We start from the raw sequence: 24,188 nt of genomic DNA on the forward strand, positions 1-24,188 counted from the left end.
CAACCGGCGGGCAGGGGCCGATCGCGCAAATGTCGTATCTAGCGCCGGGAGCGCATGCGCAAGCCCGGCGCGGGCCGCTCCTGGAGCACGTCGCGGCGGAAGCGGTAGAGCGCCGCCGGCCGTCCGCCAGTCTGTGTCGACATCACGCCGGTCGGTTCGACCAGGGCTTCCGTTTCGACCAGGCGGCGGAAATTCTGCTTGTGCAGGTGCCGGCCGGAGATCGCCTCCACCGTATGCTGCAATTCGGTGAGTGTGAACTCGGCGGGCAAAAGTTCAAAGACCACAGGACGATACTTCAGTTTTGCGCGCAGCCGCGCGATCGCGGTGGCGAGGATCCGGCGATGATCGAACCGCATGGAGGTGCCGAGTGCGGGAAGCGCCTTGCGTGCTAATGCCGCAGGTCGGCCGTCGCGCCGCGCCTCCTCGATCAGCCCGGCCTCATAGAGCAGCTCGTAGCGGTCGAGCACGCGCTCCTCGTCCCAGGGCGCGCCATCGAGGCCGAAATAGAACCGCACGCGGTCCCTGCGCGGCAATGCGCGCGTCGTCTCCGGCGTCTCCTGTTCCGCCCATGTCGTCAGCGCCGGGATGATGTCGCGGGCGATGATCGCCGGCGGCTCCTCGCGCCAGTCCTCCCAGGGGAGAAAGCGATACCACGGCTCGAAGCTCGCCCCGGTTGCTGCGAGTTCGCCGTCGACGGCGCGGGTGAGTGCGAGATATCCGATCGACACCATATGCGCGCCGGTGTCGCCGGCCTCCGCATGACGGCCGCGATCGCCGAACGTATAGAGCTGCTCGACATAGCCGAGCCGCAAGCCCGCCTGCTCCTCGACCCAGGCGCGCAGGCCGATCTCGAAGGTCCGATGGCTCAGCGCATCGAACGGGCCGAACGGCAGGCCCGCCAGGCCGTCGCTGCCGCGCGCGGTGAGGATCAGTGGTTCATGGTCTTCGATCGCGACGATCGCGGCGGTCAGGCCGATCTCGATCGGCGTCAGCAGCGTCTCGCTCATGCGGCTGACTTCGCTGCTGTCATTCGAGCTCGATCACGAAGGGGCGACCCTCGACCATCATCGCGCCCGGGCCCATCTCGTCGAGCGCGCGCAGCATGCGGCCCTCGCGTCCCAGCGCGCGGTCGGCGAGGCCGACGATGCGCCGGTTCGGCGATGCGATCGGCGAGGCCGCGCGGATCTTCTTCGCGATCTCGATCTCGTCGCGATGCGGATTGAGGGCGCAGGCCGCGGCGAAGGCGCTCGCGGTGGAGCGGCTGATGCCGGCGTAGCAATGCACCACCAGCGGCGCGCTGCGTTCCCAGCGGCGCACGAAGTTCAGCACCTGGTCGATATGGGCCTCCGACGGCGCGACAAAGCCGTCCATCTCCTCGGTGATGTCGTCCATCGACACCTTGAGATGGTTGGCCGGCAGCACCGACACCGGCCGCGCCACCTGCTCGACATTGGCCATCACGGTCAGCACGTGGCTGGCCCCGGTGAGGCGGACGGTTTCGGGAAGCGCGGCGAGGGAACAGACGTGGATCATGGCGGACCTTTTCGTTGATTATAGCCGCGGCTGTAGGGTGGGCAAAGGCGCATCGCGCTGTGCCCTCCATTTCGCAACTGCGCTCATCTCGCCTTGTTTGGTGGGCACGTTTCGCTTTGCCCACCCTACGAAGGGATGATGCTACGCAAACACCGCGCCAAACCGCTCCAGGAACTGCTTCTCGGCCCGCGCCGCCGTCCAGGGCGTGAGATAGTCGCGCCGGACGCTGTCGGGCAGGCCGGGATCCTTGCCGAACAGGCGCCTCGCCTCGGCATCGCTGAAGCCGGCAAGCTCGGTCGCTTCCAGATAAGCCGCGCCGCGATCGGCGGCCTTGATGGCCAGCGTGATCTCGTCGGGCAGCACCGGCGGCAGGCCGAAGCGGATGTGGATGGCGCCGAGCAGGCGCTTCTCGACCGCCTTGTAGTGGCCGTCGAGCACGGCCTTGAACGGCGAGATCATGTCGCCGATCACGTATTCGGGCGCGTCGTGCAGCAGGGCTGCGAGCCGCACGCGCTGGTCCACGCGCGGCGTTTCGTGCCGCATCACGGTCTCCACCAGCAGCGTGTGCTGCGCGACCGAGAAGATGTGCGCGCCTGTCGTCTGCCCGTTCCAGCGCGCCACGCGCGCCAGCCCATGCGCGATGTCGGCGATCTCGATGTCGAGCGGAGAGGGATCGAGCAGATCGAGCCGCCGGCCCGACAGCATGCGCTGCCAGGCGCGGGACTCCGCGCCGCGTGCCGACTTCTTCGCGCTCATTTGACCTTGAGGCGCGGCTTGCGCTGCGTCTTGCCGCAGCTTGCGTGACAATGGCAGTCGACGAGATGGTCGTTGACCATGCCGGTCGCCTGCATGAAGGCGTAGACGATGGTCGGGCCGACGAACTTGAAGCCGCGCGAGGACAGCTCCTTGGAGATCTGCACCGACAGCGGCGTGGAGGCCGGCACGCTCGCCGTGGTCTTGAAGTTGTTGACCTTGGGCCTTCCGTCCATGAAGTCCCACAGCAGCTTCGAGAAGCCCGGCCCCTTCTCCATGATGTCCAGATAGGACTTCGCACTCAGGATCGCGCCGTCGATCTTGGCGCGGTTGCGCACGATGCCGGCATCGTTCATCAGCGCGTGCACCTTCTTGGCATTGTAGCGCGCGATCTTCTCCGGCTGGAAATCGTCGAAGGCCTTGCGGAAATTGTCGCGCTTGCGCAAAATCGTGATCCAGGACAGGCCGGCCTGGAAGCCATCGAGGATCAGCTTCTCGTACAGTGCGCGGTCGTCATATTCAGGCACGCCCCACTCGGTGTCGTGATAGGCGACATAGAGCGGATCTTCGCCGGGCCAGGGGCAGCGGGTCAGGCCGTCGGGATGCAGGCGAGGGGCGCGGCTCATGCGGTGGGCTGCTTGGCTGGAATGCGTACGACTTCAGGTTCGGCGAGCGTCAAGGCAAGTCCGCCGGCCGTGAGCGGCTGGCCGGCATCGAGCGCGTCGGCGACGCGGTCGATGCGCACCAGCGCGATGCCCTTGCCGTCGGCAGAAGAGCCAATGGTGCCGACCGGCTTGTCGCCGGCGAGAATGGCAGCACCAATCTCGGGCGAGGGTCCATCGAGCAGCACCTTGACGCTGCGGGTGCGCGCGGTGCCGCGATGCTGCATGCGCGAGACGACCTCCTGGCCGACATAGCAACCCTTGTCGAAATCGACGCCGGCGAGGCGGTCCATATTGGTCTCGTGCGGGAACGCATCGCTGTACATGAAGTCGAGCCCGCCGCGCGGCACGCCAAGCGCGATGCGATGTGCCTCATAGGCGGCCGCGTCGACCAGCTCGGCGCCGATGAGGTCGGACAGCTTCTGCTTGAGATCCTCGGGGATCAGGATGCGGTAGCCGAGCCCGTCATGGCGCGGATCGGCGAAGGCAAGGTCCGGCTGGGCCGCGAGCGCGCCGTCCCAGGCGGCGAGCACGCCGAGATCGTCGGAGAGGTTTTCCACGGTGACCTTGGCGCGCAGCTTGTAGAATTTCAGCTTGGTCGCGAGGCCCTCGGCCAGCGCTTTGGGGCAGTCGATCAGGAACCCGCCGCCATGGCCGGCCGGCACCTCCGTGATCAGGAAATCGACGATGATCTTGCCCTGCGGCGTCAGCAGCGCGCCGAATCGCCCCAGGCCCGGCTTCAGCCTGTCGAGGTCGGTCGTGACGAGGCCGTTGAGGAAGTTGCGCGCATCCTCGCCCGCGACCTTGACCACGCCCCGGTCGGGAAGAAACGCTGATTTCATGAGAAAATCTCTTGCGACATGTTGCTCCGGAACGTAAGCCCGCAGCGCATAAACGACAAGACCTCGAGCCCTGCGCTTGGGGATGAGAGGGGCCTTCAGCCATGACCCAGCGTTTCGATGTGATCCTCAGGGGCGGCACTGTCGTCAACCAGGACGGCGAAGGCCTGCGCGACATCGGCATTGCGGGCGGCCGCATCGCCGAGATCGGCGCGCTGTCGCAAGCCTCCGCCGCCGAGGTGATCGACTGCAAGGGCCTGCACATCCTGCCCGGCGTGATGGACACGCAGGTGCATTTTCGCGAGCCCGGGCTGGAGCAGAAGGAAGACCTCGAGACCGGCTCGCGCAGCGCCGTGATGGGCGGCGTCACCGCCGTGTTCGAGATGCCGAACACGTCGCCCTTGACCGTGACCGAGGCCAGCTTCACCGACAAGGTGAAGCGCGCCCATCATCGTATGCACTGCGACTTCGCCTTCTTCATCGGCGGCACCCGCGAGAACGTGCAGGACCTGCCGGTGCTGGAGCGCGCGCCCGGCTGCGCGGGCGTCAAAGTGTTCATCGGCTCCTCGACCGGCGCGCTGCTGGTGGAGGACGACGAGAGCCTGCGCCGCATCTTCCAGGTGATCCGCCGCCGCGCCGCGTTCCACGCCGAGGACGAATACCGCCTCAACGAGCGCAAGCCGCTGCGCATCGAGGGCGATCCGCGCTCGCATCCGGTCTGGCGCGACGAGACCGCGGCGCTGATGGCGACGCAGCGCCTGGTCAAGCTCGCGCATGAGACGGGCAAGCGCATCCACGTGCTGCACATCTCGACCAAGGAAGAGATCGAGTTCTTGCGCGACCACAAGGACGTCGCATCCTGCGAGGCGACGCCGCATCATCTCACGCTGGTCGCGCCCGAATGCTACGAGCGGCTCGGCACGCTGGCGCAGATGAACCCGCCGGTGCGCGGGGCCGATCACCGCGCCGGCATCTGGCGCGGCATCGAGCAGGGCATCATCGACGTGCTCGGCTCCGATCACGCCCCGCATACGCTGGAAGAAAAGCAGAAGACCTATCCCGCTTCGCCCTCGGGCATGACCGGCGTGCAGACGCTGGTGCCGCTCATGCTCGATCACGTCAACGCCGGCCGCCTGTCGCTGGCGCGGTTTGTCGATCTCACCAGCGCCGGCCCCGCGCGCCTCTACAACATGGCCTGCAAGGGCCGCATCGCGGCCGGTTACGACGCCGATTTCACCGTCGTCGACTTGAAGCGCAGCGAAACCATCACCAACAAATGGGTGGCATCCAAGGCCGGCTGGACCCCTTACGACGGCGTTCGCGTCACGGGTTGGCCCGTCGGCACCTTCATCCGCGGCCGCCGCGTGATGTGGCAGGGCGAGCTGGTGACGCCATCGCAAGGCGAGCCGGTGCGGTTTCTGGAGACGCTGAAGGCGTAGGCCTTGGCGCGCCGCGGCACGGTGCGTGCCTCAGACTCGGTGTCGTCCTGGCGAAAGCCAGGACCCATAACCCCGACCGGATATTGTTGCGAAGACTGGTGGCCAGATCTGCCCGCAGCCATATAGTGCTGTGGTAATGGGTCCTGGCTTTCGCCAGGACGACGTTGGAGAGGTCATCGCATGCCCCAACCGGCACCCCTCATCTCCACCGAACAACTCGCCGCCATCCTCGGCGATCCCGCCTTACACCTCTACGACTGCACGACCTACAACGAACCGGTGCCGCCAGGCAGCGACGTGCCGTATCGCGCGGTGCCCGGCGACAAGACCTTCGCGGCGGGCCACATCCCCGGCGCCGATTTCCTCGATCTTCAGGGCGAGTTCTCCGACGCCTCCGCGCAGCAGTTCTTCATGATGCCCGGTGTGGCCCAACTCGAAGCCGCCTTCGGCCGCCACGGCCTCGATGCGTCCAAGACCATCGTGCTCTACAGCATCGGCACGATGATGTGGGCGACGCGGTTCTGGTGGATGCTGCGCTCGCTCGGCGTCGACGCGCTTGTGCTCGACGGCGGTTTCGACAAATGGAAGGAAGAGGGGCGACCGGTCGAGACCGGCACACCGCAGGGCTACCCCGCCACGACCTTCAAGGCCACACCGCGCGCGGGCTTCTTCGTCGACAAGAATGTCGTGAAGGCGCGGATCGGCGATCCCGCGACCGTGATCGTCAATGCGCTCGGGCCGCAGTTTCATCGCGGCCTCGAGCCGAGCCGCTACGGCCGGCCCGGCCGAGTTCCCGGCAGCGTCAACGTATCAGCCGCAACGCTCACTAATGCGGACAAGACGCTGACGAGCCTTGCGGATGCCGAAGCGAAATTCGCCGCCCAGGGCGTTACGCGTGACAAGAGCGTGATCTGTTATTGCGGCGGTGGCATCTCGGCGACGATCGACCTGTTGCTGCTGACGCAGCTCGGCTTCGACAAGCTGACGCTTTACGACGCCTCGATGGGCGAATGGGCGAGGGATCCGTCGCTGCCGATCGAGACCGACTAGGGGAAGGTAAGAAAGTTGGGAACCTTTCCCTTGGGCCAGCATCCAATGTCTGGAACCAATGGAGACAAGCAGGTGACCGCAATGCAACGGACCGCAGCCGGCCTGTCCGCCGGCGCCAAGACTTCAGAATTCAGGGCCTCGGAGGCGGAACTGGTCGATCGTGCGCGAGGCCGCGACGAGTCCGCGCTCCGCGAGATCATGCAGGCCAACAACCGCAGGCTCTACCGCCTCGCGCGCGGCATTCTGCGCAGCGACAGCGAAGCCGAAGATGTGGTGCAGGAAACCTATGTCCGCGCCTTTACCCATCTCGATGGCTTTCGCGGGGAATCCGGGTTGTCGACCTGGCTGTCGCGCATCGCCATCAACGAAGCGCTCGGCCGGGCGCGAAGTGCCAGGCCCCATGTCGAGCTCGGCTCGGTGCCCGAAGCCGCGCTCGAGGCGCAGATCATCAAATTTCCCGTCTCACCCGCAGGCGATCCGGAAAGGACCATGGCCCAACGTGAAATCCAGCGCGTCGTCGAACGCGCAATCGACGAGTTGCCGGATGTCTTCCGCATGGTCTTCGTCGCACGCGTCATGGAGGGCATGAACATCGAGGAGACCGCCGATCTGCTCGGCGTGAAGCCCGAAACCGTGAAGACGCGGTTGCACCGCGCCCGCACCATGCTGCGTGAGAACGTCGAGAAGGAGATCGGTCCGGTGATGATGGATGCGTTCCCGTTCGCGGGCTGGCGCTGCGAGCGCCTGACCGTGTCGGTGCTGAAGCGGCTCGGCGTCGGCGGCTGAAGTTTTTCGGGAACGCTTGCGCGAAATTCCCATCCAACACCTGTGAAGCAACGCGCCGGCGGACCCCGTCCGGCAGCACAGGAGTGTCAAACCATGTTCATTCGACGGAGCGCGGCTTTCGCCGCAGCAATCTTGTTGTCGAGCCCCGCGCTGCTGCAAGGCGCCGGCGCAGCCGACAAGCCGACCGATCCGCAGATCGCCCATATCGCCTATACCGCGGGCGTGATCGACATCAACGCCGCCAAGCAGGCGCAGAAAAAGGCGCAGAACAAGGACGTCAAGGCGTTTGCCGAGGACATGCTGCGCGACCACGAGGCCGTCAACAAGCAGGCGCTCGCGCTGGTCAAGAAGCTGAACGTCACGCCCGAGGACAACGACACCAGCAAGGCGCTGTCGAAGCAGGCGAGTGACAAGCTGGCTGAGCTCGACAAGCTGAGCGGCGCGGCCTTCGACAAGGCCTATGTCGTCAACGAGGTCGCCTACCACAAGGCGGTCAATGGTGCGCTGGAGACCCAGCTGATTCCGTCGGCGAACAATGCGGAGCTGAAGAGCCTGTTGCAGACCGGCCTGAAGATTTTCCAGGGCCATCAGCAGCACGCCGAGCACGTCGCGGCCGAGCTGAAATAGGGAGCGTGGGATGAAGCCGGGACGCCTCGCTTCGATCGCGCTTGCGATCATCTTCCTGCCGATGGCCGTCCCGGCGCACGCGGCGACCATCGAGATCACGATGGAGAATCTCGTGATCTCACCGACTGAGGTGTCGGCGAAGGTCGGGGACACCATCAGGTGGGTCAACAAGGACGTCTTCGCCCACACCGCCACCGCGAAGAACGGCGATTTCGACGTGACGTTGCAGCCCGAGAAATCGGCGACGTTCGTTCTGAAGAAGGTGGGAGCGGTCGACTATTACTGCCGCTATCATCCCAACATGAAAGCGACGCTCAAGGTCGAGCCGTGAGGGAGGCGGGAGTGCATTCCCAATCGTGGCGGGAATATCTCCCGGTCATCGCGAGACTAATGCTTGTCCGGGGGAGCGGGCTTCCGTGCGATAAACGCAGCAGACTTCGCGAACCTGTTCACCAGATCCCGTTCGCCAAGTCATTCATCCGTCAACTGGCCCCGCCCGCGTGGCGGGGTCATTTTCGAAAAGGCGCTTACTGCCGGGAGATGTCGACGGAGAATTCGCCGTTGCGGATCCGGCCGGGAAAGCCCTCGACGAACTTCGCTACCGCGTCCTCGCCATAGGTGCCGACGAGCTCGGCAAAGGCCGCAAACAGGCTCGCCTGCGCCAGGCAGTCGCCGTCGACGCCGTCATGGCGCGCCTCGGCCCAGGCCTCGTTGAGATAGCTCAGTGCGGCCTGTTTCTGCTCGTGGTCGGGCAGCGGCGCGCGGGCGGGGGCGTAGGAAATCGGCTGGCTCATGAAACTCGATCAGGGCTGGGGCGCGATCCACGGCGATGCGCTGTGCGAGTGGTGTAGCACGCGCATTAACGCCCGCTAGGCCACATCTTTAAGAACGGTTAATGGCTGTGAACAAAGACGATGACAGGGTTCCCGTCGCCGTCATTCCGGGCTCGCGCTACGCGCGCCCCGGAATGACGGCGAGATCAGTTCGCGTAGCGCGCCGTGAGATCGCGCGAGATCTTCGAGCCTTCCTCGATGTAGCGGCGGATCGCGACGGTGGCGGCCGGCGTGCAGCTCCGGTAGGTCTGCTGGAAGCCGTTATAGCCGCGGTTGAAGGCGGCGATCATGCGGGTGCGGCGCTCTCCGGAGGGGGTTTCGGCATCGATCAGCGCCTGCATCTCGCTGCGCCATTTGTTGCCCTCGTTGGACCCGCAAATGCCGCGCAGATAGTGCAGGCCGCCGAGGATCTCCGCCAGCCGCTGCAAATCGGCGTCAAACGGCGCCGCCACGTCCTGGGCCCTCGTGGGCACCGAGGCGCAGGCGAGGATCAGGGCAAAAATGGCCAGAAATCGCGTGGACATCGGCGGGGTGTATGCCCCCTCAGGGCGGCGGGCGCAAGGCAACGTTAGGGGCGCAGCGAACGTGCGCTCCCTCTCCCGCTTGCGGGGGAGGGGTGGGGAGGGGGTGTCTCCGCGGGCGATAATCCCCAAGAGGAAAGATCCCTCACCCGTCGCTTCGCTCCGACCTCTCCCGCAAGCGGGAGAGGTGCAGCGGCGTTTGCCGCGCCGACTATGTCCCGATCAACCGGTGGGCGGACTGAATGACCTCCTCCAGCCCCCCGGTCAGCTTGAGGTCGCCGAGGCTCGCCAGGGCATCGGGGGCGATCCAGCGGTAGTCGTCGAGCTCGTCGTTCAAAACCGGCTCCCGGGCCGCCCAGCGGGCGGCAAAGGACATGATCAGGTAGTGGCCGGCGCCGGCCGTGGCCGGCAGCACCTCGCGCCAGCCGGCAAGGCCAATGATCTCGATGGCGAGCCCGGTCTCCTCGTTCACCTCGCGCACCAGGGCCTGGTGCAGCGATTCGCCGAACTCGACCCGGCCGCCGGGCAGCGAATAGAACCCCTTGGCGGGCGAGCGGGCGCGGCGGGTGAGAAGCACCTTGCCATCACGAAAAATCGCGGCGCTGACCGCAATCTGGGGATGGGTGGGCTGGACGACCGCAGACACGGCTCAGTTTGCCATGATGGTGTCGACGTCGGCTTCCGCCCCGCCATTGATGATGCCGCCGCAGGCAGCGATCAGCGGCTTGACCCAGAGGGTGGCCTGCTCGGCCAGGCGGACGCGGGTGGTGTCCTTCTCGACCTCGCGCATGGCCGAGCCGACCGCGGTGAGAATCGAGGTCATCGTGTCGGTGAGGTGGTCGAACTGGGCGCGCACGTTGGGATCGGCCTTCTCATAGGCTTCGACGGCGAGGTCGCGTGCCTTGAAGTTCGACGCCGTGAAATGCTCGGCATAGGACAGCGGCGACCAGGTCAGAAAGTCTTCGGCGCATTCCGGCATATCCGGGACCATTTCGAGCAGCATCACCGCTTCATTGAAATGGTTGAGATAGTCGGTGGCAAGCCCGGTCCGCGGGTTGATGTTGGCCACGCGCAGCCGTTCGGCCCAGGCCGCTGCCTCGGGGCCCGTCTGTACATGCGTCCGCGCGGGTTGGGAGGCCATTGAGCTCATTCGCCGCAGTGTTAACGTTCGGGGTTAAAAGGACCTGAACGGACCCTATATAGACGCCCAAGGATGTGTGGACGCTTCGTCATAACTTCGGCCCCCGCGGCTTTGCGGCAACTGTTCGGCTATGTCGAGCAGCCGAATTTCCCGCCCCGGTACAATGTCGCCCCGACGCAACCGATTCCGGTCGTGCTGGTCGAGAACGGCGCGCGCCATTTCCGCCTGATGCGCTGGGGGCTGCTGCCGGGCTGGGTCAAGGATCCCAAAGGCTTTACGCTCCTGATCAACGCCCGCTCGGAGACGGTGCTGGAAAAGCCCGCCTTCAAACGCGCGATTCGCCGGCGGCGCGGCCTGATCCCGGCCGACGGGTACTACGAATGGAAGGCGGTGGATGGCCGCAAGCAGCCGTTCTTCATCCATCGGGCCGACGGCGCGCCGCTCGGCTTTGCCGCGGTGTTCGAGACCTGGGCCGGGCCGAACGGCGAGGAGCTCGACACGGTCGCGATCGTCACCGCGGCGGCCAGCAAGGATCTCGCCGCGCTGCATGACCGCGTGCCCGTCACCATCAGCCCGCGCGATTTCGAGCGCTGGCTCGACGTTCGCGGCGACGAGGTTGACGCGATCCTGCCGCTGATGATCGCCCCGCGCATCGGCGAATTCGCCTGGCACCCGGTCTCCACCCGCGTCAATCGCGTCGCCAATGACGACGAGCAACTGCTCTTGCCGATCAGCGCGGAGGAGATGGAGGCGGAGCTGGAGGCGTCGAAGCCGAAGAGGGTCGCGCGGAAGGCGGCGGCCGCGTCATCCGATGACGGGCAGGGGTCGTTGTTTTAGCCAAGCTGGCGCCATTCACTCCGTTGTCGTCCCGGATCTGCGCTGACGCTTGTCCGGGACGACAGCGGAGTTTTTTGCTGGAGAGTCACACAATCTCCCGCGCCCGCAGCGTCGCGATCTCCGCCGCATCGAAGCCCAGCTCGCCGAGCACCGCGTCGGTATCCGCGCCCAGCTCCGGCGCCATCCGGTCCAGCTTGCCGCCGCCATGCGCGAGCTTGAATCCGCTGCCGGCAAAACGCAGGCGGCCATAGGGCGTATCCAGCTCCTGGATCGCAGCGCGTGCCTTCACTTGCGGATGATCGATCACTTCCTCGACCTTCCAGATGCTGGCGCAGGGCGCGCCGGCGTCTTCGAGAATTGTCTCCCACTCGCGCGCCGGCTTTTTCGCGAGCGCCTCTTCGATGATGGCGCGCAGGGCCGGCTCGTTCTCGTTGCGTGCGAACCAGTCGGCGAAGCGCGGATCGGACAGCGTATCCTCGCGGCCGAGCGTGCTCATCAGCGCGCGGTACTGTTTCTCGTTGTTGACGGCGAGCAGGATGTGGCCGTCGCCGCATTTGAACAGGTTCGCGGTGGTCCGGCGGCTCACCGCCTGGTTGCCCGAGAGCTGCTGGCGATGGCCGGCGACCGACCAGTCCGCGATCTGCCCCGAGAGAAACGCCAGCGTCGCTTCCAGCATGGAGACGTCGATGAGCTGCCCCTTGCCGGTGCGGTCGCGCTGGTACAGCGCGCTCGATACGCCGAACGCGGCCGTGGCGCCCGAGAGCACGTCGCAGACCGCAAAGCCCGCGCGCGTCGGCCCCGTTTCAGGGTGGCCGGTGATCGCCATGATGCCTGACAGCGCCTGCATCTTGCCGTCATAGCCGGGCCGCAGGCGGTCCGGGCCGGTCTGGCCGAAGCCTGAGACGGCGCAATAGATCAGCTTTGGATTGATCGCGGACAGCGCCTCATAGCCGATGCCGAGCTTGTCCATCACGCCCGGGCGAAAGTTTTCCATGACGACGTCGACCTGGGCGGCAAGCTTCTTCACGATGGCGATCGCATCTGGCTTCTGCAAATCGAGCGTCAGGCTGCGCTTGTTGCCGTTGATGGCCTGGAACGCCGGCGCCAGCCCGCGCTCGGCCCATTCGCGGCTGAGCGGCGTGCGGCGCATGTCCTCACCCTCGCGCCGCTCGACCTTGATGACGTCGGCCCCCAGCAGCGCGAGCTGGTAGCTCGCATAGGGGCCGGCCAGCACTTGCGTGAAATCCAGGATCTTTACGCCCTCGAACGGTCGCGTCACGTCGCTCTCCCTTTTTGTTTTGGTTGTCGGAGGACGTCAGGCGGCGCGGTTGCCGCGCGCGATCTCCTTCTGCTTGTCGAATTCGGCGCGGCGGCGCGCAAGCTCTTCAGGCGAGAGCTGCGCGACATTGTTGTAGTCGAGCTTCCAGGAGGCGTCCTCGCTCCAGCGCAGCGGCGACTGCATCGTCGTCTGCGGACCGCTCGCGGTCTCGAGCAGCCTGAGTGCGAGCTCGAGCGTTTGCGCCTGCGAGGTGATGTCGTGCGGCTTGCCGGCGGAATTGCCGAGCGGGAAGTCGGAGAACAGGAAGCGCGGCACGGCGGCGTGCTCGATGATGTCCTTGGCGCAGCCCATGATCACGGTCGGAATGCCGTTCCGCTCCAGATGCCGCGCCACCAGCGCGGTGGTCTGGTGGCAGACCGGGCAGTTCGGCACCAGCACCGCGACATCGACCTTGTCGGCAAGGCAGCGCGCCAGAATCTCCGGCGCGTCGGTGTCGAGCGTGACGCGATGGCTGCGGTTGGTCGGTGCGCCGAAGAAGCGCGGGGCCACTTCACCGATCCGGCCCGCGGCGGATGCCTTCAACAGCTGCGGCAGCGGAAACCAGGTGCCGCTGTCGGTCGCCGAGGTGTGCTTGCGGTCGTAGCCGATGTGCGAGATGCGCAAATCGTGCGCTTTCGACGTGTCGCCGTCATAGACCTGGTAGAATTTCGCGCTGCCATTGTACGCTGCGCCCGGCCCCTGGTCGCCCTTGGTGGGATCGTACGGCGCAGCCGTGGTGATGATGGTGACGCGCGATTGTGAAAGCGGTTTCTTCAGCGGCTGGAACGGCGCCTCGACATGATGTGCCCAGCGGTACGGCGTGGTGTAGCCGATCGCCGCGTAATAGTCGCGGGTGCGCTGCATGTAGGGGACGGGGGAGTCGTAGTCGGGCGCAAAGCCGAATTCGTCGTCGCGCGAAGCGGACATGGGCGCGTCTCCTGGTTCTTGTTGAGAGCCAGACTAGAGATAGTCGGCTGTGAGCTCAACAGGGGGAGGGGCGGCGCAGGCCAGAATTGCTTGCATAGGAGAGCCGCTTGCGCCGTCTCCCCTCTCCCCTTGTGGGAGAGGGTGGCTCGCCGCGATAGCGGCGAGACGGGTGAGGGGTTCTCTCCGCGAGTCCAACTCTCATTCGAATTTGCGGAGGCAAACCCCTCATCCGGCGCTTCGCGCCACCTTCTCCCACAAGGGGAGAAGGGAAGAAGACGGCTCGCGAATTATCTAAAGACATGCAGCGCCGCATATTGCAGCAGCATGATCGCCTTGGCGTCGATGATGCGTCCGTCGGCGATCATCGCCAGCGCCTCGTCGATGCCGAGCTCCAGCACCTCGATGTCCTCGCCCTCGTGCTCGAGGCCCCCGCCGTCGCTGACGCGCATCTCCGGTTCGTATTCGGCGACGAAGAAGTGCAGCTTCTCAGTCACCGCGCCCGGGCTCATGAAAGCCTCGAACACCTTGTGGACGTGGTGCAGGCGATAGCCGGTTTCCTCCTCGGCCTCGGCGCGGATGCGTACCTCGGGAGAGGCATCGTCCAGCACGCCGGCTGCGGTCTCGATCAGGAGATCGTCGTAGCCGCGGATGAACACCGGCAGGCGGAACTGGCGCACCAGGATCACGGTGCGCCGCGCGCGATTGTAGGGCAGCACGGCGGCGGCGTTGTCGCGCTCATAGGTTTCCCGGTGCTGCGTCTGCCATTCGCCGTTGGCGCGCCGATACTCGAACGTCGTGCTCTTCAGGGGAGTCCAGTTGTCCGAGAGCACACGAACGTCCTTGATGCGGACGCGGTCGGAAATGGTCATGGCTGTTTTCCGGGAGCTAGGGAGTCGAAGCGCGGTCGTCGAGCCACTTCTGGAACATCAACGAGGTGGATTCCTCGAAGCCCAGCGACTGGTAGAACGCGTTGGCCTGCGCGTTCTCGCGGCGGACCAGGAGCTGGAGCTTGGCGATGCCGGCCTGGCGCAGCCAGTCCTCGGCCGCCGCCATGATCACCCGGCCAAAACCGCGCTTGCGGCCATCGGGGTCGACGGCGACGTAATAGACCCAGCCGCGGTGGCCGTCATGGCCGACCATCACGGTGGCGACGATCGCGCCGGACTCACGGCCGATCAGCACGGTCGAGTTGTCGCGCCGCCGCGCCAGCGCGATGTCGGCATGCGGGTCGTTCCAGGGCCGCGTCAGGCCGCAGCGCTGCCACAGCGCGACGACCGGCTCGACGTCGGCGTCGCTGATCGCATCGATCGTGAGGGACACGCTCACAGCACCTTCCCCGGATTCATGATGCCGAGCGGGTCGAGCATCGCCTTGATGGCGCGCATCAGCTCGATCGCGGTCTTGTCCTTCACCTCGGGCAGCTCGTCGCGCTTGAGCACGCCGATGCCGTGCTCGGCCGAGATCGAGCCGCCCATGCGCAGCACGATCTCGAACACCACCGCGTTCATCTCGTGCCAGCGCGCCAGGTAGTCCGCGGTGTCGGCGCCGATCGGCTGGCTGATATTGTAGTGCAGGTTGCCGTCGCCGAGATGGCCGAACGGCACCGGCCGCGCGCCGGGGATCAGCTTCACCACCGCGGCATTGGCTTCGTCGATGAAGGCGGGCACTGCGGCGACGGGCACCGAGATGTCGTGCTTGATCGAGCCGCCCTCCGGCTTCTGCGCCGACGACATCTCCTCCCGCAGCTTCCAGAAGCCGTTGCGCTGGCTGAGGTTGGCCGCGATCACGGCGTCGTCGACGATCTCCTCCTCCATCGCGCGGGTCAGGATCGTTTCCAGCGGCGTGCGGGCATCGTCGCCCGGCGAAGACAATTCCATCAGCACGTACCAGGGATGCTTCTCTGCAAGCGGATCGCGCACGTCGATGCCGTGGCGGACCGAGAAGTCGACCGCCATCTCCGACAGCAGCTCGAAGCTCGTCAGCGCATTGGCGGCTTCGCCCTGCGCGATCGTCAGCAGCTTGAGCGCCGCGGCCGGCGACTTCAGCCCGACGAAGGCGGTCTCGACCGCCCGCGGCTTCGGAAACAGCTTCAGCGTCGCCGCCGTGATGATGCCGAGCGTGCCTTCCGCACCGATGAAGAGGTTGTGCAGATTGTAGCCGGTGTTGTCCTTCTTCAGCTTCGACAGCACGTTGAGCACGCGCCCGTCCGCGAGCACGACCTCCAGCCCCAGCGCCATCTCGCGCGCGACGCCATAGGCGAGCGCGGCGGTGCCGCCGGCATTGGTCGAGAGATTGCCGCCGATGGTGCAGCTTCCTTCCGCGCCGAGCGAGAGCGGAAACAGTCGGTCCACGTCGGATGCCTTCTGCTGCGCGATCTGCAGCACCACGCCGGCCTCGCAAGTCATGGTGTTGGAGGCGGTATCGACCTCGCGGATCTTGTCCAGCCGACGCAGCGACACCACGACCTCGCCATTGTGCGGGGTCTGGCCGCCGACGAGCCCGGTGTTGCCGCCCTGCGGCACCAGCGCGATTTTGTGCACGGAGGCGAGCTTGCAGATTTCGGAGACTTCAGCGGTCGAGCCCGGACGCAGCACCAGCGGCGAGCGGCCGTGGAACAGATTGCGCTCCTCGGTGACATAGGCCTCGATGTCGGCCGCATCCGTGATCGCGTGGCGCTCGCCGACGATCTTGCGGAATTGTTCGATCAGCTCGGGCGCAAGCGGAGGAGTGGCAGGCTTGTTGATATTCATTGTCTCGTCTCTACTTCGCTCTTATCTCTTGCACATGATCTTATCGGAAAACCGCTTCACACTTTTCCGGATCATGCGCTATCTCGCCACCGCAGCCCGGCGCAGCCGGTCATTGATCGCTTCGCCCAGATCGTCTTCGGGGATCGTCATCACCGCGATCACCCGTGGCCCCTTCGCATCGAGCGCCCGAAGATAGCCGAACAGATTGGCGGCGGCTTCATCGAGATCAGCGGTGGGCGACAAATTCATGACGGCCGCTGCGGCGTCAAGGCCGGGCAGGCGTGAAGGCCCGAACGCCAGCAGCGCCTCGCCCGGCGCCACCTCGCGCGCATTGAGCCGCACATTGGCGCGCGGCGCGTAATGCGAGGCCAGCATGCCCGGCGCCAGCGGCTGGCTGTCGTCGCTCCCGGCCTCGGCCGGCGGCCGCGCCAGGGCCGCGCCGAGCACGGCCTCGATCCGCTCGCGCGACAGTCCGCCGGGCCGGAGCAGCATCGGCGCATTGAGGCAGCCGACAATGGTGGATTCGACGCCGACCGCGACCGGCCCGCCGTCGACGATCAGGTCGATTCGCCCGGAAAGGTCGCTCTCGACATGGGCGGCCAGCGTCGGCGAGACGTGGCCGGAGATGTTGGCGGACGGCGCCACCACGGCCCCGCCAAAAGCGCGCAGGATCGCCTGCGCCACCGGGTGGGCGGGAATCCGGATCGCGACGGTGTCGAGGCCCGCGGTGGCGAGATCCGCCACCGGGCAGCCGTCCGTCTTCGGCACCACCAGCGTCAGCGGCCCCGGCCAGAACGCCTCCGCCAGCTTCAAGGCGCGCGCGTCGAACCGGCCAATGGACTGCGCGGCGGTAATGTCGGCGACATGGGCGATCAGTGGATTGAAGGCCGGCCGCCCCTTGGCGGCATAGAGATGGGCGATCGCGGTGGCATTGGCGGCGTCCGCGCCGAGCCCGTAGACCGTCTCGGTCGGAAACGCGACCAGCCCCCCGGCGGCAAGCGTCCGGGCGGCGGCCCTGGCGGCGGCATCGCCAGCCGGTAAAATCAGCGTTTCAAGACCCGTTTTCACAGGGATAAAATTCCTCAACTCGGCCGCTTGCGGTGCGCCAAACCCGACGCTATAAGCCGGCCTCTTGTCGGAGTGTGGCTCAGCCCGGTAGAGCACTGCGTTCGGGACGCAGGGGTCGCAGGTTCGAATCCTGCCACTCCGACCATTCTTTCAAAAGTTACCGTTTTCCAGAGGCTTGGCGGACCGGCTGCCGGCGCCTCGGGAGCGCCTTTTTGCAACGATTTTCGGGGCGGGTCCACGGCCGATTTGGCCCAAGCAGGGCCGTCTGTGCGCGCGGCATGGCTCGCAAAGCTCGTCCCGCCGGCCAGCGCCTTGATGGCGTGAAGCGCGTCGCAAGGTTCACGAACGCGAATGGTGTCGTTGGAGCAGGGTTCGCTCCGGCTTCTTCGGCTGCCGAAAAGTTCAACTTAAGCTCGCATTCATTTTGTAATACACATTACGCATTGTTTTTTTTCTTCTTAAGGCATTGCGCCATGGAATTGACCCCCAACAATTTGGACCAGCTTTCCGGCATTGCCCAATGCCTTGACGATCAGTGGGCCCCGCCGGATATCGCCCAGGAAGCTGCAGAAAGTGAAAAGCCGCTTTCCGACTACGCCAAGCGGATACAGCCGGCGATGAAGATGGAGTTCTTCAAGGCGCTGCTCACGCTGCGTTCGGTGGTGGTCAATCGCGCGTACCTTCTCCACAATGAGGCGGTCAAGGAGCTCTATCTCGGCGGAGATTCGGAGGCGGAGTCGTTCGAAAGACTCGTGCAGGAACGCGCAATCATCCCATTCCTCTACGACGAGCGGCAGCTCTCGGACTTCAAGGGCACGGACCTGTCCCGCGATGTCGAGGACTACTGGGTCAAGGCCGAGGCGAAGGGTACCAACAAGCTGCGATTGAGTTGGGACGACAAGCGAAACGGGACCCTGATCACCGATCACATTTCCAAGCGCTTTGGAGGTTTCTTCAAGACGATCGACGATCTCAGGCCTGATCTGCTTCGCAACGACTTCTCGCTTTCGACATTCGATGACGAGAGCATCAGGCAGATGCTCAAGAATATGCGCGACTTTGCCAATCGGGTGCAGGACGAGACCGGCCGCCCGGTCAAACGCAAGGAAATCTATCACGAGTTCGTCTGCGTCGGCGGCCTGCACAAGGACCACCTGGTTTTTGATCTCAAGAAGCCGCTGGCCATGCAGATCAAGGCGCTCGCGGACCTCAAGTACAACGTCAATTTGCCGGATGTTCTCAACCGCTATGTTGTTACGTCCCAGGGGTCGACCAGCCGTGAGTGTTTGCAGGAGATCAAGGAGCTCACGGAGGGTATCAAGGAGGTGGACGAGAAGGAGTTGCAGGATCTCATGATGGCTGTCGCCGGGGTCGGTCTGGACATCGCCAGTAAAGCCGTTCAATTGACCGACATTGGTTCGGTGAGCCTGGACGACATCGTGGCAGTCCGGAACGATCCGATATGGGCGTTGCATCATCAGATCGCTGTCGAGAATCTGCCGGACAACAAGCGGCCGATGTCGGAGCAGAAGTTTGTTCAGGATCCCCTGGAGTCCATTCGGCGCGTCTCCGGCTCGCTGGGCAACGTCGTCGAGCGTTTAGGCCAGATCCAGCGCGACAGTCGCCTCCGCGAAGCCACTGAGCGTTGGGAGGTTCGACTGAGTGCGTTGGGCATTTTCGAAATGGTCGCCTCGGAAGCCGGCCACGCGTTTGGCTTGCCTCATCTGCCCGAGGATCCGGTCAGCGAACACTCGCTGTCGCGAGGGATGGTGCCTCTCGTCGCTCACGCGGTCGTCTATCTCGAGGGAGGCGGGTTGAAGTATGAAATCAAGCAGCCGGTCTTTCAGGGTAAAATCTGGGCGGAAACCGCCGCAAAGATCGCTCGGGAGGTTCGTAGCCGGCTGTCGTTCGAGGGGACCGAGATTGCGCCGACGGGCGATCAATTGCGTCCCGACCAGCAGGGCGGCGGACTTGAGGTCAAGGATCGGGACGATTGAATTGCGGCGCGACGCGCGGGAAGGCGGGCGGCGGGCAAGGCATTGCCGCCAAAACGACAAGAAGCGGCTCGACCGTGATGTGGTTCACTGGCCAGCTGGTGGCAGCGGCAGGCCCGTATCAATCTTTATCGCTGACCAGGGGAAATGATGCTCGATCCAGCAGCCGGCATCGAGGCCTATTTCGAGGCGCTCGCCGAATACCCCCGGCTCTTCGAGCCGCGCCGATATCGGCGGCTCGTGCTCGACCGTGCCCGCCTGGAGAGCTACGCGCGCGAGCATGGTGTCGCGCTCGGGCTTACCTTCTCCAACGACTACGTGCTCGTGCTTGTCGATCTGGTCGAGGTGGGCGAAGGCCCGGCCACGATCGTCCATCCTTATTTTCGGATCGTCTCGCGCGGTCAACTGCTGGGTGGGCACAATGTCGTGGTGGTGGCCACGGTTGCCGACCCGAAGCTTGGGAATGTCGGCGACATCGTGATGGTCGAGCAGGAGCGTCATGCACTCGGACGGCTCATGCTGGAGCTGCCGCGCGGATTTGCCGAGCCGGGGATCGGGTTGGAGGCCAATGCCTTGAAGGAGTTGGAGGAGGAGACCGGCTATCTCGGTGCCGAGCCGCGGCTGATCGGAACCGTCTTGACGGATACCGGCCTGATGGACAACGAGGTCCACATCGTGCACGCCTCGGTCGTCGGCCGCCGGGAGCGATCTCCCGAGATCCGCGAGGTCATTACCCGAACTCTGTTGATGTCGGCCGATATGATCTGGTCGAAAATCCTGTCGCGCGAGATAAAGGACAGCTACACGCTCGAGGCAATCGGGATCTGGAGCAGGCTGTCGACGCACAGCACTTCTCGATGATGCTCGCTACCGCCGCGCCACCAGCACGCCCACCAGGAACGCCACCATCAGCGACGGCAGCGGCGCCTCGCGCACCATGCTGCGGACGATGTCCGGCCAGTGCTGCTCCGGGACCAGCCTTGGAGACCTGACTTCGGCTATCGGCGTCATGCCCCAATCCGACGCGAGGTCGGCGATCTCGCTCGCGGCCAGACGCGAACCGTCGCGGACGCGGAAGATGGCGGCCTCCGATCGCTCGCGCGGCGCGAGCGCCATCAGCGTCGCGATCGCCGTGCGCAACGTCATCTCGCCAAAACCTTGCAACCGCACCGACTCCTCGGGCTCGGACGTCATGCGAAAGCCCTCACAGCGCGAAGTGGTGCGCGATGGTGAATACCATCGTCGCGCACAGGACCAGCGTGGAAACCGCGCCGGCCACGCCGCGCGCGAGATGGGCTCGCGTCAGGTGCCTGGTCATGATTTTGCTCCATGCTCTGCATGGCAATGGCGGCGGCGGATGTTGGTTCCCAACGCCCCGCCGCGAATCGCCGCCATCCCGCCTACTTCCGCAGCAATTCGCTCAATGCCGCCGTCGCCTCGGCGCAGCGGATGTCGTCGATCTCGCGCGACAGGCTGAGTGCGCTTGATCTCAGCTCTTCGACCTTCCAGCTCTCAGGATGCTGGCTTTCGAGCTGACTGAGACGCTTGTTCAGATCGTCCAGTCTGGATTGGAGCTGCCCGATGCTGGCGGCCCCGTTCACTTTCCAAACGCGTTGTGCACGCATCGTAGTTCCCCTGTAGTCTCACGGCGTTGTGAGCGGGGTTCGTGGCTGGAATGGGAGTTTCTTTTGTCCAGCTTCAGACCGTGGGGAACCGTTGCAAAAGGGCAACGCGCGTTCCTGCTCGTCGACCGGCGCGGACAGTGCTACCGCCCATAGCCCGCGCCCTCCTGCATATGCCGTCGCGTGCCTGGTCGGGCCCGGCACTGTTCGCGTCAGGCGGCGTGCGGCCAGTCGGTTGATCGCTTTTCAATGCGGCTTTCCAGGATCGCGATGCTCACCTGAAGGTTGTCGCGCCGGGCTCTCAGGTTCTGCGCGAGTATCGGGTAGGCGAGATTCTTTGGATCGGAGATTCCGGCCTTCCGCTCTTCCTCCAGAATGTCGGCGTCGAGCAATTGCGCGCGCCAACGCAGATCGGAGATCAGGGCGTGGAGCTGTGTCGGGATAGTCGCTTCGAAACGGGACGTCGGCTGCATATGATCGCCTCACTATGAAACAGGCCCACTGCGGGTCTGAGGGATTGGCGGAAGAGCAGCAAGGAGAGTGCCAGCGCGCCGGCCGAGGGCGAAGGCCTGCCTTGTCGTTGGGCATCGTGCCGGACAGCGAGGCTGTGCGCGTGACGCATCGCGCGTTAGGGTCTGCCTCGACGTGATTCCGAAAGAGAACAAAGGAACGACGCGTGGCGAGATTTGTGACTATCGCGGCCGGCCAGCTTGGCCCGATTGCCCGAGCTGAGACCAGGACCGAGGTCGTGGCGCGGCTGATGGCGTTGATGCGCCAGGCGCGGGCCAACGGCTGCGACCTGATCGTCTATCCCGAGCTCGCCCTGACCACGTTCTTTCCGCGCTGGTATTTCGAGGACCAGGCGGAGATCGACGCCTTCTTCGAGCGCGAAATGCCGGGAGCGCAGACGCGAGCGCTGTTCGACCTCGCCCGCGAGATCGGCATCGGGTTTTGCCTCGGCTATGCCGAGCTGACGGTCGAGGCCGGCGTCACCAGGCGCTACAACACCTCCATTCTGGTGGACAAGAGCGGTGCGATCGTCGCGAAATACCGCAAGGTTCATTTGCCCGGCCATGCCGAGCACGAGCCATGGCGTGAATTTCAGCATCTGGAAAAGCGTTACTTCGAGCCCGGCAGCGGCTTTGGCGTGACCAATGCCTTCGGCGGCGTGATGGGAATGGCGATCTGCAACGACCGCCGCTGGAGCGAGACCTATCGCGTGATGGGCCTGCAGGGCGTCGAGATGGTGATGATCGGCTACAACACGCCGGTGCACAATCCGCCTGCGCCCGAGCACGACGATCTCTCGCTGTTCCACAATCACCTCGTCATGCAGGCCGGCGCCTACCAGAACGGCACCTTCGTGGTCGGCGTCGCCAAGGCCGGCATCGAGGAGGGCGTCGACCACATCGGCGGCAGCTGCATCATCGCACCTTCGGGTGAGATCGTCGCGGCGTGCACGACCAAGGGCGACGAAATCGCGCTGGCGCGCTGCGACCTCGATCTCTGCAACTCCTACAAGCGCACCACCTTCAATTTCGACGTCCACCGCCAGCCCCGCGCCTACGGGATGATCGTCGAACGCAGGGGCGTGACGACAATGGCGGATGGGACACAAGTGCCGACGAAGGGGTGATGCTCCCGCCCGTTGTCTTGCGTTTCCGTCTCTTCCGCGTCGTCCTGGCGAAAGCCAGGACCCATTACCACAGGGAGAAGTTTGGCGAAGACTGGTTGGGCGGGACTAATACTGCCTAAAATCGATAAACCTCGCGGTATGGGTCCTGGCTTTCGCCAGGACGACGGCTGACGTGAAAGCCCATTCCCAATATGCCCACAGCCCAGTCGTTCGACGGGCAAAACACCTGCATGGGCTGTCAACCCGCCTTCGCTAAAATATTCCACTTTACCGAAATTCGGAAATGGCGTACGTGTCGCCCATCCCGGCTCATCCTTGAGGGGCGATCTTGTGTCGTCACGTTTCGCGAGCCGGGCTTGCGGTGGACGCGGCAGCGTCGGGTGCGAGGCCAAGGGCAGGGCGGATTGCTCTCCGTGAGCCCAGAACTTCGTGCTGGATGAGCGGCGCTGTCAGGTTCGTCTCGTCTGTAAGTTTCCGGCTCCGTCGACAGGGCTGGGAAAACTGCGGCGAAATGGCGGGCCGTGCGTACGGCAAAACCGTGTGGTCCTGGCCGTCGTTGCTACGGTCAAGCCTTGGCGGATGCGGCAGTCGCGTCAACCGGCGCGGCGCCGGTGAATTTCGCTGGGGTGAGGGAGGCCAGAACGAACTCGGCTCCCGGGAGAGCACGGCATAAGCCGTCCAACCACTGCGCAGGGAAGGCCGAGTGATTGGCTACACCTGTATGCTGCTGTGCGGTTTCTCTGCGCGTGCTTTCGCGCAGCAGACCGCGGGTGCCGTCGGGCACCCGGCCTTCCCTGCGCCCTCTCGATTGAGAGGGTGGAGCGATCAAGCAAAGCTCGGGCGAATTAAGCCGCGAGGATGCGGAGCTGTGTCCTCTGTTTGAGAATCTCAAAATCGATGATGCGGGCTCAAATTTATGACCGTCACCCTGAGGTGCGCGCGCTGCTGCGCGCAGCGCTGCAGAGCAAGCCTCGAAGGGCGACGGCCCGGCTGCATTGTGGCCGCTCATCCTTCGAGGCTCCCCATGGGACGCGCCGCGTCCCGTCGCTCGCACCTCCGGCGACAACGGCTTCGCCGTTGCGCGGGGATGACGGGACCAGCAGCGCAGTCCCTGCAAACCGGCCAGCCCACGCCTCACCCCAGCAATCACAACCAGGTGTCTTGATTAGGAAACAATCATTCCCTATTATCCCGCAATGCAAAAATCCGCCCGCCGATCGCAAGCCATTGCTCAACCACCCGGTCGTCCCCGGGAGTTTGACATGGACACCGCCCTGGACGGGGCGGTGCGGGTGTTTTGCGAGCGCGGCTATCATGCCACCTCGATCGGTGACCTCACTGCCGCCATGCGGCTTGCCACCGGCAGCGTCTACAAGGCGTTTCGCGACAAGCACGCCGTGTTCCTTGCCGCCTTCGAGCGCTACGCCACGGTGCGCCGGGAGCAGACCCGCACCGCAGCCGCGCGCGGTGCGAACGGCCGCGAGCGGCTGCGCCATGTGCTGCTGTCCTATGTCGAGCACTCCCAGGGCAGCGAGGGGCGCCGCGGCTGCATCGTGGTCGGCAGCGCGGTCGAGCTCTCCGCGGTCGATCCTGCGGTCCGCGCCCGCGTCAATGCGCAGCTCGCGACCAACGAGAACTTCATCGCCGGCCTCATTCGCGAGGGGCAGGCCGACGGCTCGATTCCCCGCCATGTAGCGGCCGACGACACCGCGCGGCTGATGATCTGCATCACGCAAGGAATGCGCGTCGTCGGCAAGGCGCGCCTGCCGCTCGACGGGACGCGCCTCGTCGGCGTCGCGATGAAGCTGCTCGCCTGAATTCTTGTCATATTAGGGAATGATCGTTCCCAATC

At 65.1% G+C, this 24,188-nt stretch carries 28 protein-coding genes and 1 tRNA gene; 11 read left to right on the top strand and 18 right to left on the bottom strand.

The features are described from left to right. Window positions 1-38 precede the first annotated feature (38 nt). The 5 genes from AAFG50_RS11440 to AAFG50_RS11460 form a co-directional block, all read right to left on the bottom strand. Window positions 39-1,007, bottom strand: coding sequence for an NAD regulator (locus AAFG50_RS11440; RefSeq protein ID WP_028175624.1), 969 nt, complete (start codon window positions 1,005-1,007; stop codon window positions 39-41). A gap of 19 nt (window positions 1,008-1,026) precedes the next feature. Next, window positions 1,027-1,533: a protein-tyrosine phosphatase family protein gene (locus tag AAFG50_RS11445; protein WP_011085338.1), complete on the bottom strand. Its 507-nt coding sequence runs from the start codon at window positions 1,531-1,533 to the stop codon at window positions 1,027-1,029. Window positions 1,534-1,674: 141 nt separating this feature from the next. Then, the gene (locus AAFG50_RS11450) at window positions 1,675-2,289 is read right to left on the bottom strand and encodes an HD family hydrolase (RefSeq protein WP_011085339.1); all 615 of its coding nucleotides are present in this window, start codon (window positions 2,287-2,289) and stop codon (window positions 1,675-1,677) included. After that, window positions 2,286-2,912 (bottom strand): DNA-3-methyladenine glycosylase I, encoded by a 627-nt coding sequence (locus AAFG50_RS11455; RefSeq protein ID WP_011085340.1) that lies wholly within the window; start codon window positions 2,910-2,912, stop codon window positions 2,286-2,288. Before AAFG50_RS11455 ends, AAFG50_RS11450 begins: the two co-directional genes overlap by 4 nt. Continuing rightward, window positions 2,909-3,790: a folate-binding protein YgfZ gene (locus tag AAFG50_RS11460; protein WP_028175625.1), complete on the bottom strand. Its 882-nt coding sequence runs from the start codon at window positions 3,788-3,790 to the stop codon at window positions 2,909-2,911. Before AAFG50_RS11460 ends, AAFG50_RS11455 begins: the two co-directional genes overlap by 4 nt. A 101-nt stretch (window positions 3,791-3,891) precedes the next feature. On the opposite strand from AAFG50_RS11460, the gene AAFG50_RS11465 reads away from it, so the two are divergent. The 5 genes from AAFG50_RS11465 (at window position 3,892) to AAFG50_RS11485 (ending at window position 8,020) form a co-directional block, all read left to right on the top strand. Beyond that, window positions 3,892-5,226, top strand: a complete 1,335-nt coding sequence (locus AAFG50_RS11465) for a dihydroorotase (RefSeq protein ID WP_028175626.1) — start codon at window positions 3,892-3,894, stop codon at window positions 5,224-5,226. Window positions 5,227-5,406: 180 nt separating this feature from the next. Beyond that, complete coding sequence (locus AAFG50_RS11470) at window positions 5,407-6,276, top strand: sulfurtransferase (protein WP_028175627.1); 870 nt, start codon at window positions 5,407-5,409, stop codon at window positions 6,274-6,276. Between the two features lie 81 nt (window positions 6,277-6,357). After that, window positions 6,358-7,062: an RNA polymerase sigma factor gene (locus tag AAFG50_RS11475; RefSeq protein WP_028175628.1), complete on the top strand. Its 705-nt coding sequence runs from the start codon at window positions 6,358-6,360 to the stop codon at window positions 7,060-7,062. A 93-nt stretch (window positions 7,063-7,155) separates the two neighbouring features. Next, a complete protein-coding gene (locus tag AAFG50_RS11480) occupies window positions 7,156-7,689 on the top strand; it encodes a DUF4142 domain-containing protein (RefSeq protein WP_028175629.1) in 534 nt (177 codons plus the stop codon). 10 nt (window positions 7,690-7,699) lie between these two features. Continuing rightward, window positions 7,700-8,020 carry a cupredoxin domain-containing protein gene (locus tag AAFG50_RS11485; protein ID WP_028175630.1) on the top strand — a complete coding sequence of 107 codons (321 nt, stop codon included), beginning with the start codon at window positions 7,700-7,702 and terminating at the stop codon, window positions 8,018-8,020. A gap of 196 nt (window positions 8,021-8,216) precedes the next feature. Here the strand turns inward: AAFG50_RS11485 and AAFG50_RS11490 are convergent, their stop codons facing one another. The 4 genes from AAFG50_RS11490 to AAFG50_RS11505 form a co-directional block, all read right to left on the bottom strand. Then, the gene (locus AAFG50_RS11490; protein ID WP_008135624.1) at window positions 8,217-8,483 is read right to left on the bottom strand and encodes a hypothetical protein; all 267 of its coding nucleotides are present in this window, start codon (window positions 8,481-8,483) and stop codon (window positions 8,217-8,219) included. Between the two features lie 185 nt (window positions 8,484-8,668). Further along, entirely contained in the window at window positions 8,669-9,046 is a 378-nt protein-coding gene (locus AAFG50_RS11495; RefSeq protein WP_028175631.1) for a TIGR02301 family protein, read from the bottom strand. Between the two features lie 208 nt (window positions 9,047-9,254). Next, entirely contained in the window at window positions 9,255-9,689 is a 435-nt protein-coding gene (locus AAFG50_RS11500) for an NUDIX hydrolase (protein WP_028175632.1), read from the bottom strand. A gap of 3 nt (window positions 9,690-9,692) precedes the next feature. Then, window positions 9,693-10,193, bottom strand: coding sequence for a hypothetical protein (locus AAFG50_RS11505; protein WP_028175633.1), 501 nt, complete (start codon window positions 10,191-10,193; stop codon window positions 9,693-9,695). Window positions 10,194-10,256: 63 nt separating this feature from the next. On the opposite strand from AAFG50_RS11505, the gene AAFG50_RS11510 reads away from it, so the two are divergent. After that, window positions 10,257-11,021 carry an SOS response-associated peptidase gene (locus tag AAFG50_RS11510; protein ID WP_028175634.1) on the top strand — a complete coding sequence of 255 codons (765 nt, stop codon included), beginning with the start codon at window positions 10,257-10,259 and terminating at the stop codon, window positions 11,019-11,021. Between the two features lie 85 nt (window positions 11,022-11,106). Here AAFG50_RS11510 and AAFG50_RS11515 read toward each other — a convergent pair whose 3' ends face one another. From AAFG50_RS11515 to AAFG50_RS11540, 6 genes are all read right to left on the bottom strand, one after another. Continuing rightward, window positions 11,107-12,300 (bottom strand): CoA transferase, encoded by a 1,194-nt coding sequence (locus AAFG50_RS11515; protein WP_028175635.1) that lies wholly within the window; start codon window positions 12,298-12,300, stop codon window positions 11,107-11,109. 36 nt (window positions 12,301-12,336) lie between these two features. After that, window positions 12,337-13,266, bottom strand: coding sequence for a glycine reductase (locus AAFG50_RS11520; RefSeq protein WP_028175636.1), 930 nt, complete (start codon window positions 13,264-13,266; stop codon window positions 12,337-12,339). Window positions 13,267-13,553: 287 nt separating this feature from the next. Beyond that, on the bottom strand, window positions 13,554-14,135 hold the full coding sequence (locus tag AAFG50_RS11525; RefSeq protein WP_028175637.1) for an NUDIX domain-containing protein: 582 nt from the start codon (window positions 14,133-14,135) through the stop codon (window positions 13,554-13,556). A 16-nt stretch (window positions 14,136-14,151) separates the two neighbouring features. Then, on the bottom strand, window positions 14,152-14,592 hold the full coding sequence (locus tag AAFG50_RS11530; RefSeq protein WP_028175638.1) for a GNAT family acetyltransferase: 441 nt from the start codon (window positions 14,590-14,592) through the stop codon (window positions 14,152-14,154). Continuing rightward, the gene (locus AAFG50_RS11535; protein ID WP_028175639.1) at window positions 14,589-16,016 is read right to left on the bottom strand and encodes an FAD-binding oxidoreductase; all 1,428 of its coding nucleotides are present in this window, start codon (window positions 16,014-16,016) and stop codon (window positions 14,589-14,591) included. Before AAFG50_RS11535 ends, AAFG50_RS11530 begins: the two co-directional genes overlap by 4 nt. A gap of 78 nt (window positions 16,017-16,094) precedes the next feature. After that, a complete protein-coding gene (locus AAFG50_RS11540; protein ID WP_028175640.1) occupies window positions 16,095-17,084 on the bottom strand; it encodes an L-threonylcarbamoyladenylate synthase in 990 nt (329 codons plus the stop codon). Between the two features lie 68 nt (window positions 17,085-17,152). On the opposite strand from AAFG50_RS11540, the gene AAFG50_RS11545 reads away from it, so the two are divergent. From AAFG50_RS11545 to AAFG50_RS11555, 3 genes are all read left to right on the top strand, one after another. After that, window positions 17,153-17,229 (top strand) — tRNA-Pro (locus AAFG50_RS11545). A 133-nt stretch (window positions 17,230-17,362) separates the two neighbouring features. Continuing rightward, on the top strand, window positions 17,363-19,081 hold the full coding sequence (locus AAFG50_RS11550) for a hypothetical protein (protein ID WP_156149834.1): 1,719 nt from the start codon (window positions 17,363-17,365) through the stop codon (window positions 19,079-19,081). 147 nt (window positions 19,082-19,228) lie between these two features. After that, window positions 19,229-19,939 carry an NUDIX hydrolase gene (locus tag AAFG50_RS11555; protein ID WP_162185821.1) on the top strand — a complete coding sequence of 237 codons (711 nt, stop codon included), beginning with the start codon at window positions 19,229-19,231 and terminating at the stop codon, window positions 19,937-19,939. Between the two features lie 6 nt (window positions 19,940-19,945). Here the strand turns inward: AAFG50_RS11555 and AAFG50_RS11560 are convergent, their stop codons facing one another. The 3 genes from AAFG50_RS11560 to AAFG50_RS11570 all read right to left on the bottom strand — a co-directional run bounded on the left by AAFG50_RS11560 (window position 19,946) and on the right by AAFG50_RS11570 (window position 21,173). Further along, window positions 19,946-20,272, bottom strand: coding sequence for a hypothetical protein (locus tag AAFG50_RS11560; protein WP_028175643.1), 327 nt, complete (start codon window positions 20,270-20,272; stop codon window positions 19,946-19,948). A gap of 206 nt (window positions 20,273-20,478) precedes the next feature. Then, window positions 20,479-20,703, bottom strand: coding sequence for a hypothetical protein (locus AAFG50_RS11565; RefSeq protein ID WP_011085360.1), 225 nt, complete (start codon window positions 20,701-20,703; stop codon window positions 20,479-20,481). Window positions 20,704-20,912: 209 nt separating this feature from the next. Further along, window positions 20,913-21,173, bottom strand: a complete 261-nt coding sequence (locus tag AAFG50_RS11570; RefSeq protein WP_011085361.1) for a hypothetical protein — start codon at window positions 21,171-21,173, stop codon at window positions 20,913-20,915. A gap of 203 nt (window positions 21,174-21,376) precedes the next feature. On the opposite strand from AAFG50_RS11570, the gene AAFG50_RS11575 reads away from it, so the two are divergent. After that, window positions 21,377-22,336, top strand: coding sequence for an N-carbamoyl-D-amino-acid hydrolase (locus tag AAFG50_RS11575; protein WP_028175644.1), 960 nt, complete (start codon window positions 21,377-21,379; stop codon window positions 22,334-22,336). Window positions 22,337-23,598: 1,262 nt separating this feature from the next. Beyond that, a complete protein-coding gene (locus tag AAFG50_RS11580; RefSeq protein ID WP_028175391.1) occupies window positions 23,599-24,153 on the top strand; it encodes a TetR/AcrR family transcriptional regulator in 555 nt (184 codons plus the stop codon). Window positions 24,154-24,188: the final 35 nt, after the last annotated feature.

Source organism: Bradyrhizobium sp. B039, from assembly GCF_038965675.1.
GTDB classification, from domain to species: domain Bacteria; phylum Pseudomonadota; class Alphaproteobacteria; order Rhizobiales; family Xanthobacteraceae; genus Bradyrhizobium; species Bradyrhizobium diazoefficiens.

What these genes read in the sequence shown, in the direction of transcription:
- AAFG50_RS11565 (WP_011085360.1), bottom strand. Translation starts at nt 20,703, where the DNA reads ATGCGTGCACAACGCGTTTGGAAAGTGAACGGGGCCGCCAGCATCGGG.
- AAFG50_RS11480 (WP_028175629.1), top strand. Translation starts at nt 7,156, where the DNA reads ATGTTCATTCGACGGAGCGCGGCTTTCGCCGCAGCAATCTTGTTGTCG.
- AAFG50_RS11490 (WP_008135624.1), bottom strand. Translation starts at nt 8,483, where the DNA reads ATGAGCCAGCCGATTTCCTACGCCCCCGCCCGCGCGCCGCTGCCCGAC.
- AAFG50_RS11450 (WP_011085339.1), bottom strand. Translation starts at nt 2,289, where the DNA reads ATGAGCGCGAAGAAGTCGGCACGCGGCGCGGAGTCCCGCGCCTGGCAG.
- AAFG50_RS11510 (WP_028175634.1), top strand. Translation starts at nt 10,257, where the DNA reads ATGTGTGGACGCTTCGTCATAACTTCGGCCCCCGCGGCTTTGCGGCAA.
- AAFG50_RS11495 (WP_028175631.1), bottom strand. Translation starts at nt 9,046, where the DNA reads ATGTCCACGCGATTTCTGGCCATTTTTGCCCTGATCCTCGCCTGCGCC.
- AAFG50_RS11560 (WP_028175643.1), bottom strand. Translation starts at nt 20,272, where the DNA reads ATGACGTCCGAGCCCGAGGAGTCGGTGCGGTTGCAAGGTTTTGGCGAG.
- AAFG50_RS11535 (WP_028175639.1), bottom strand. Translation starts at nt 16,016, where the DNA reads ATGAATATCAACAAGCCTGCCACTCCTCCGCTTGCGCCCGAGCTGATC.
- AAFG50_RS11580 (WP_028175391.1), top strand. Translation starts at nt 23,599, where the DNA reads ATGGACACCGCCCTGGACGGGGCGGTGCGGGTGTTTTGCGAGCGCGGC.
- AAFG50_RS11570 (WP_011085361.1), bottom strand. Translation starts at nt 21,173, where the DNA reads ATGCAGCCGACGTCCCGTTTCGAAGCGACTATCCCGACACAGCTCCAC.
- AAFG50_RS11440 (WP_028175624.1), bottom strand. Translation starts at nt 1,007, where the DNA reads ATGAGCGAGACGCTGCTGACGCCGATCGAGATCGGCCTGACCGCCGCG.
- AAFG50_RS11550 (WP_156149834.1), top strand. Translation starts at nt 17,363, where the DNA reads ATGGCTCGCAAAGCTCGTCCCGCCGGCCAGCGCCTTGATGGCGTGAAG.
- AAFG50_RS11465 (WP_028175626.1), top strand. Translation starts at nt 3,892, where the DNA reads ATGACCCAGCGTTTCGATGTGATCCTCAGGGGCGGCACTGTCGTCAAC.
- AAFG50_RS11485 (WP_028175630.1), top strand. Translation starts at nt 7,700, where the DNA reads ATGAAGCCGGGACGCCTCGCTTCGATCGCGCTTGCGATCATCTTCCTG.
- AAFG50_RS11525 (WP_028175637.1), bottom strand. Translation starts at nt 14,135, where the DNA reads ATGACCATTTCCGACCGCGTCCGCATCAAGGACGTTCGTGTGCTCTCG.
- AAFG50_RS11455 (WP_011085340.1), bottom strand. Translation starts at nt 2,912, where the DNA reads ATGAGCCGCGCCCCTCGCCTGCATCCCGACGGCCTGACCCGCTGCCCC.
- AAFG50_RS11470 (WP_028175627.1), top strand. Translation starts at nt 5,407, where the DNA reads ATGCCCCAACCGGCACCCCTCATCTCCACCGAACAACTCGCCGCCATC.
- AAFG50_RS11555 (WP_162185821.1), top strand. Translation starts at nt 19,229, where the DNA reads ATGCTCGATCCAGCAGCCGGCATCGAGGCCTATTTCGAGGCGCTCGCC.
- AAFG50_RS11505 (WP_028175633.1), bottom strand. Translation starts at nt 10,193, where the DNA reads ATGAGCTCAATGGCCTCCCAACCCGCGCGGACGCATGTACAGACGGGC.
- AAFG50_RS11460 (WP_028175625.1), bottom strand. Translation starts at nt 3,790, where the DNA reads ATGAAATCAGCGTTTCTTCCCGACCGGGGCGTGGTCAAGGTCGCGGGC.
- AAFG50_RS11475 (WP_028175628.1), top strand. Translation starts at nt 6,358, where the DNA reads ATGCAACGGACCGCAGCCGGCCTGTCCGCCGGCGCCAAGACTTCAGAA.
- AAFG50_RS11520 (WP_028175636.1), bottom strand. Translation starts at nt 13,266, where the DNA reads ATGTCCGCTTCGCGCGACGACGAATTCGGCTTTGCGCCCGACTACGAC.
- AAFG50_RS11445 (WP_011085338.1), bottom strand. Translation starts at nt 1,533, where the DNA reads ATGATCCACGTCTGTTCCCTCGCCGCGCTTCCCGAAACCGTCCGCCTC.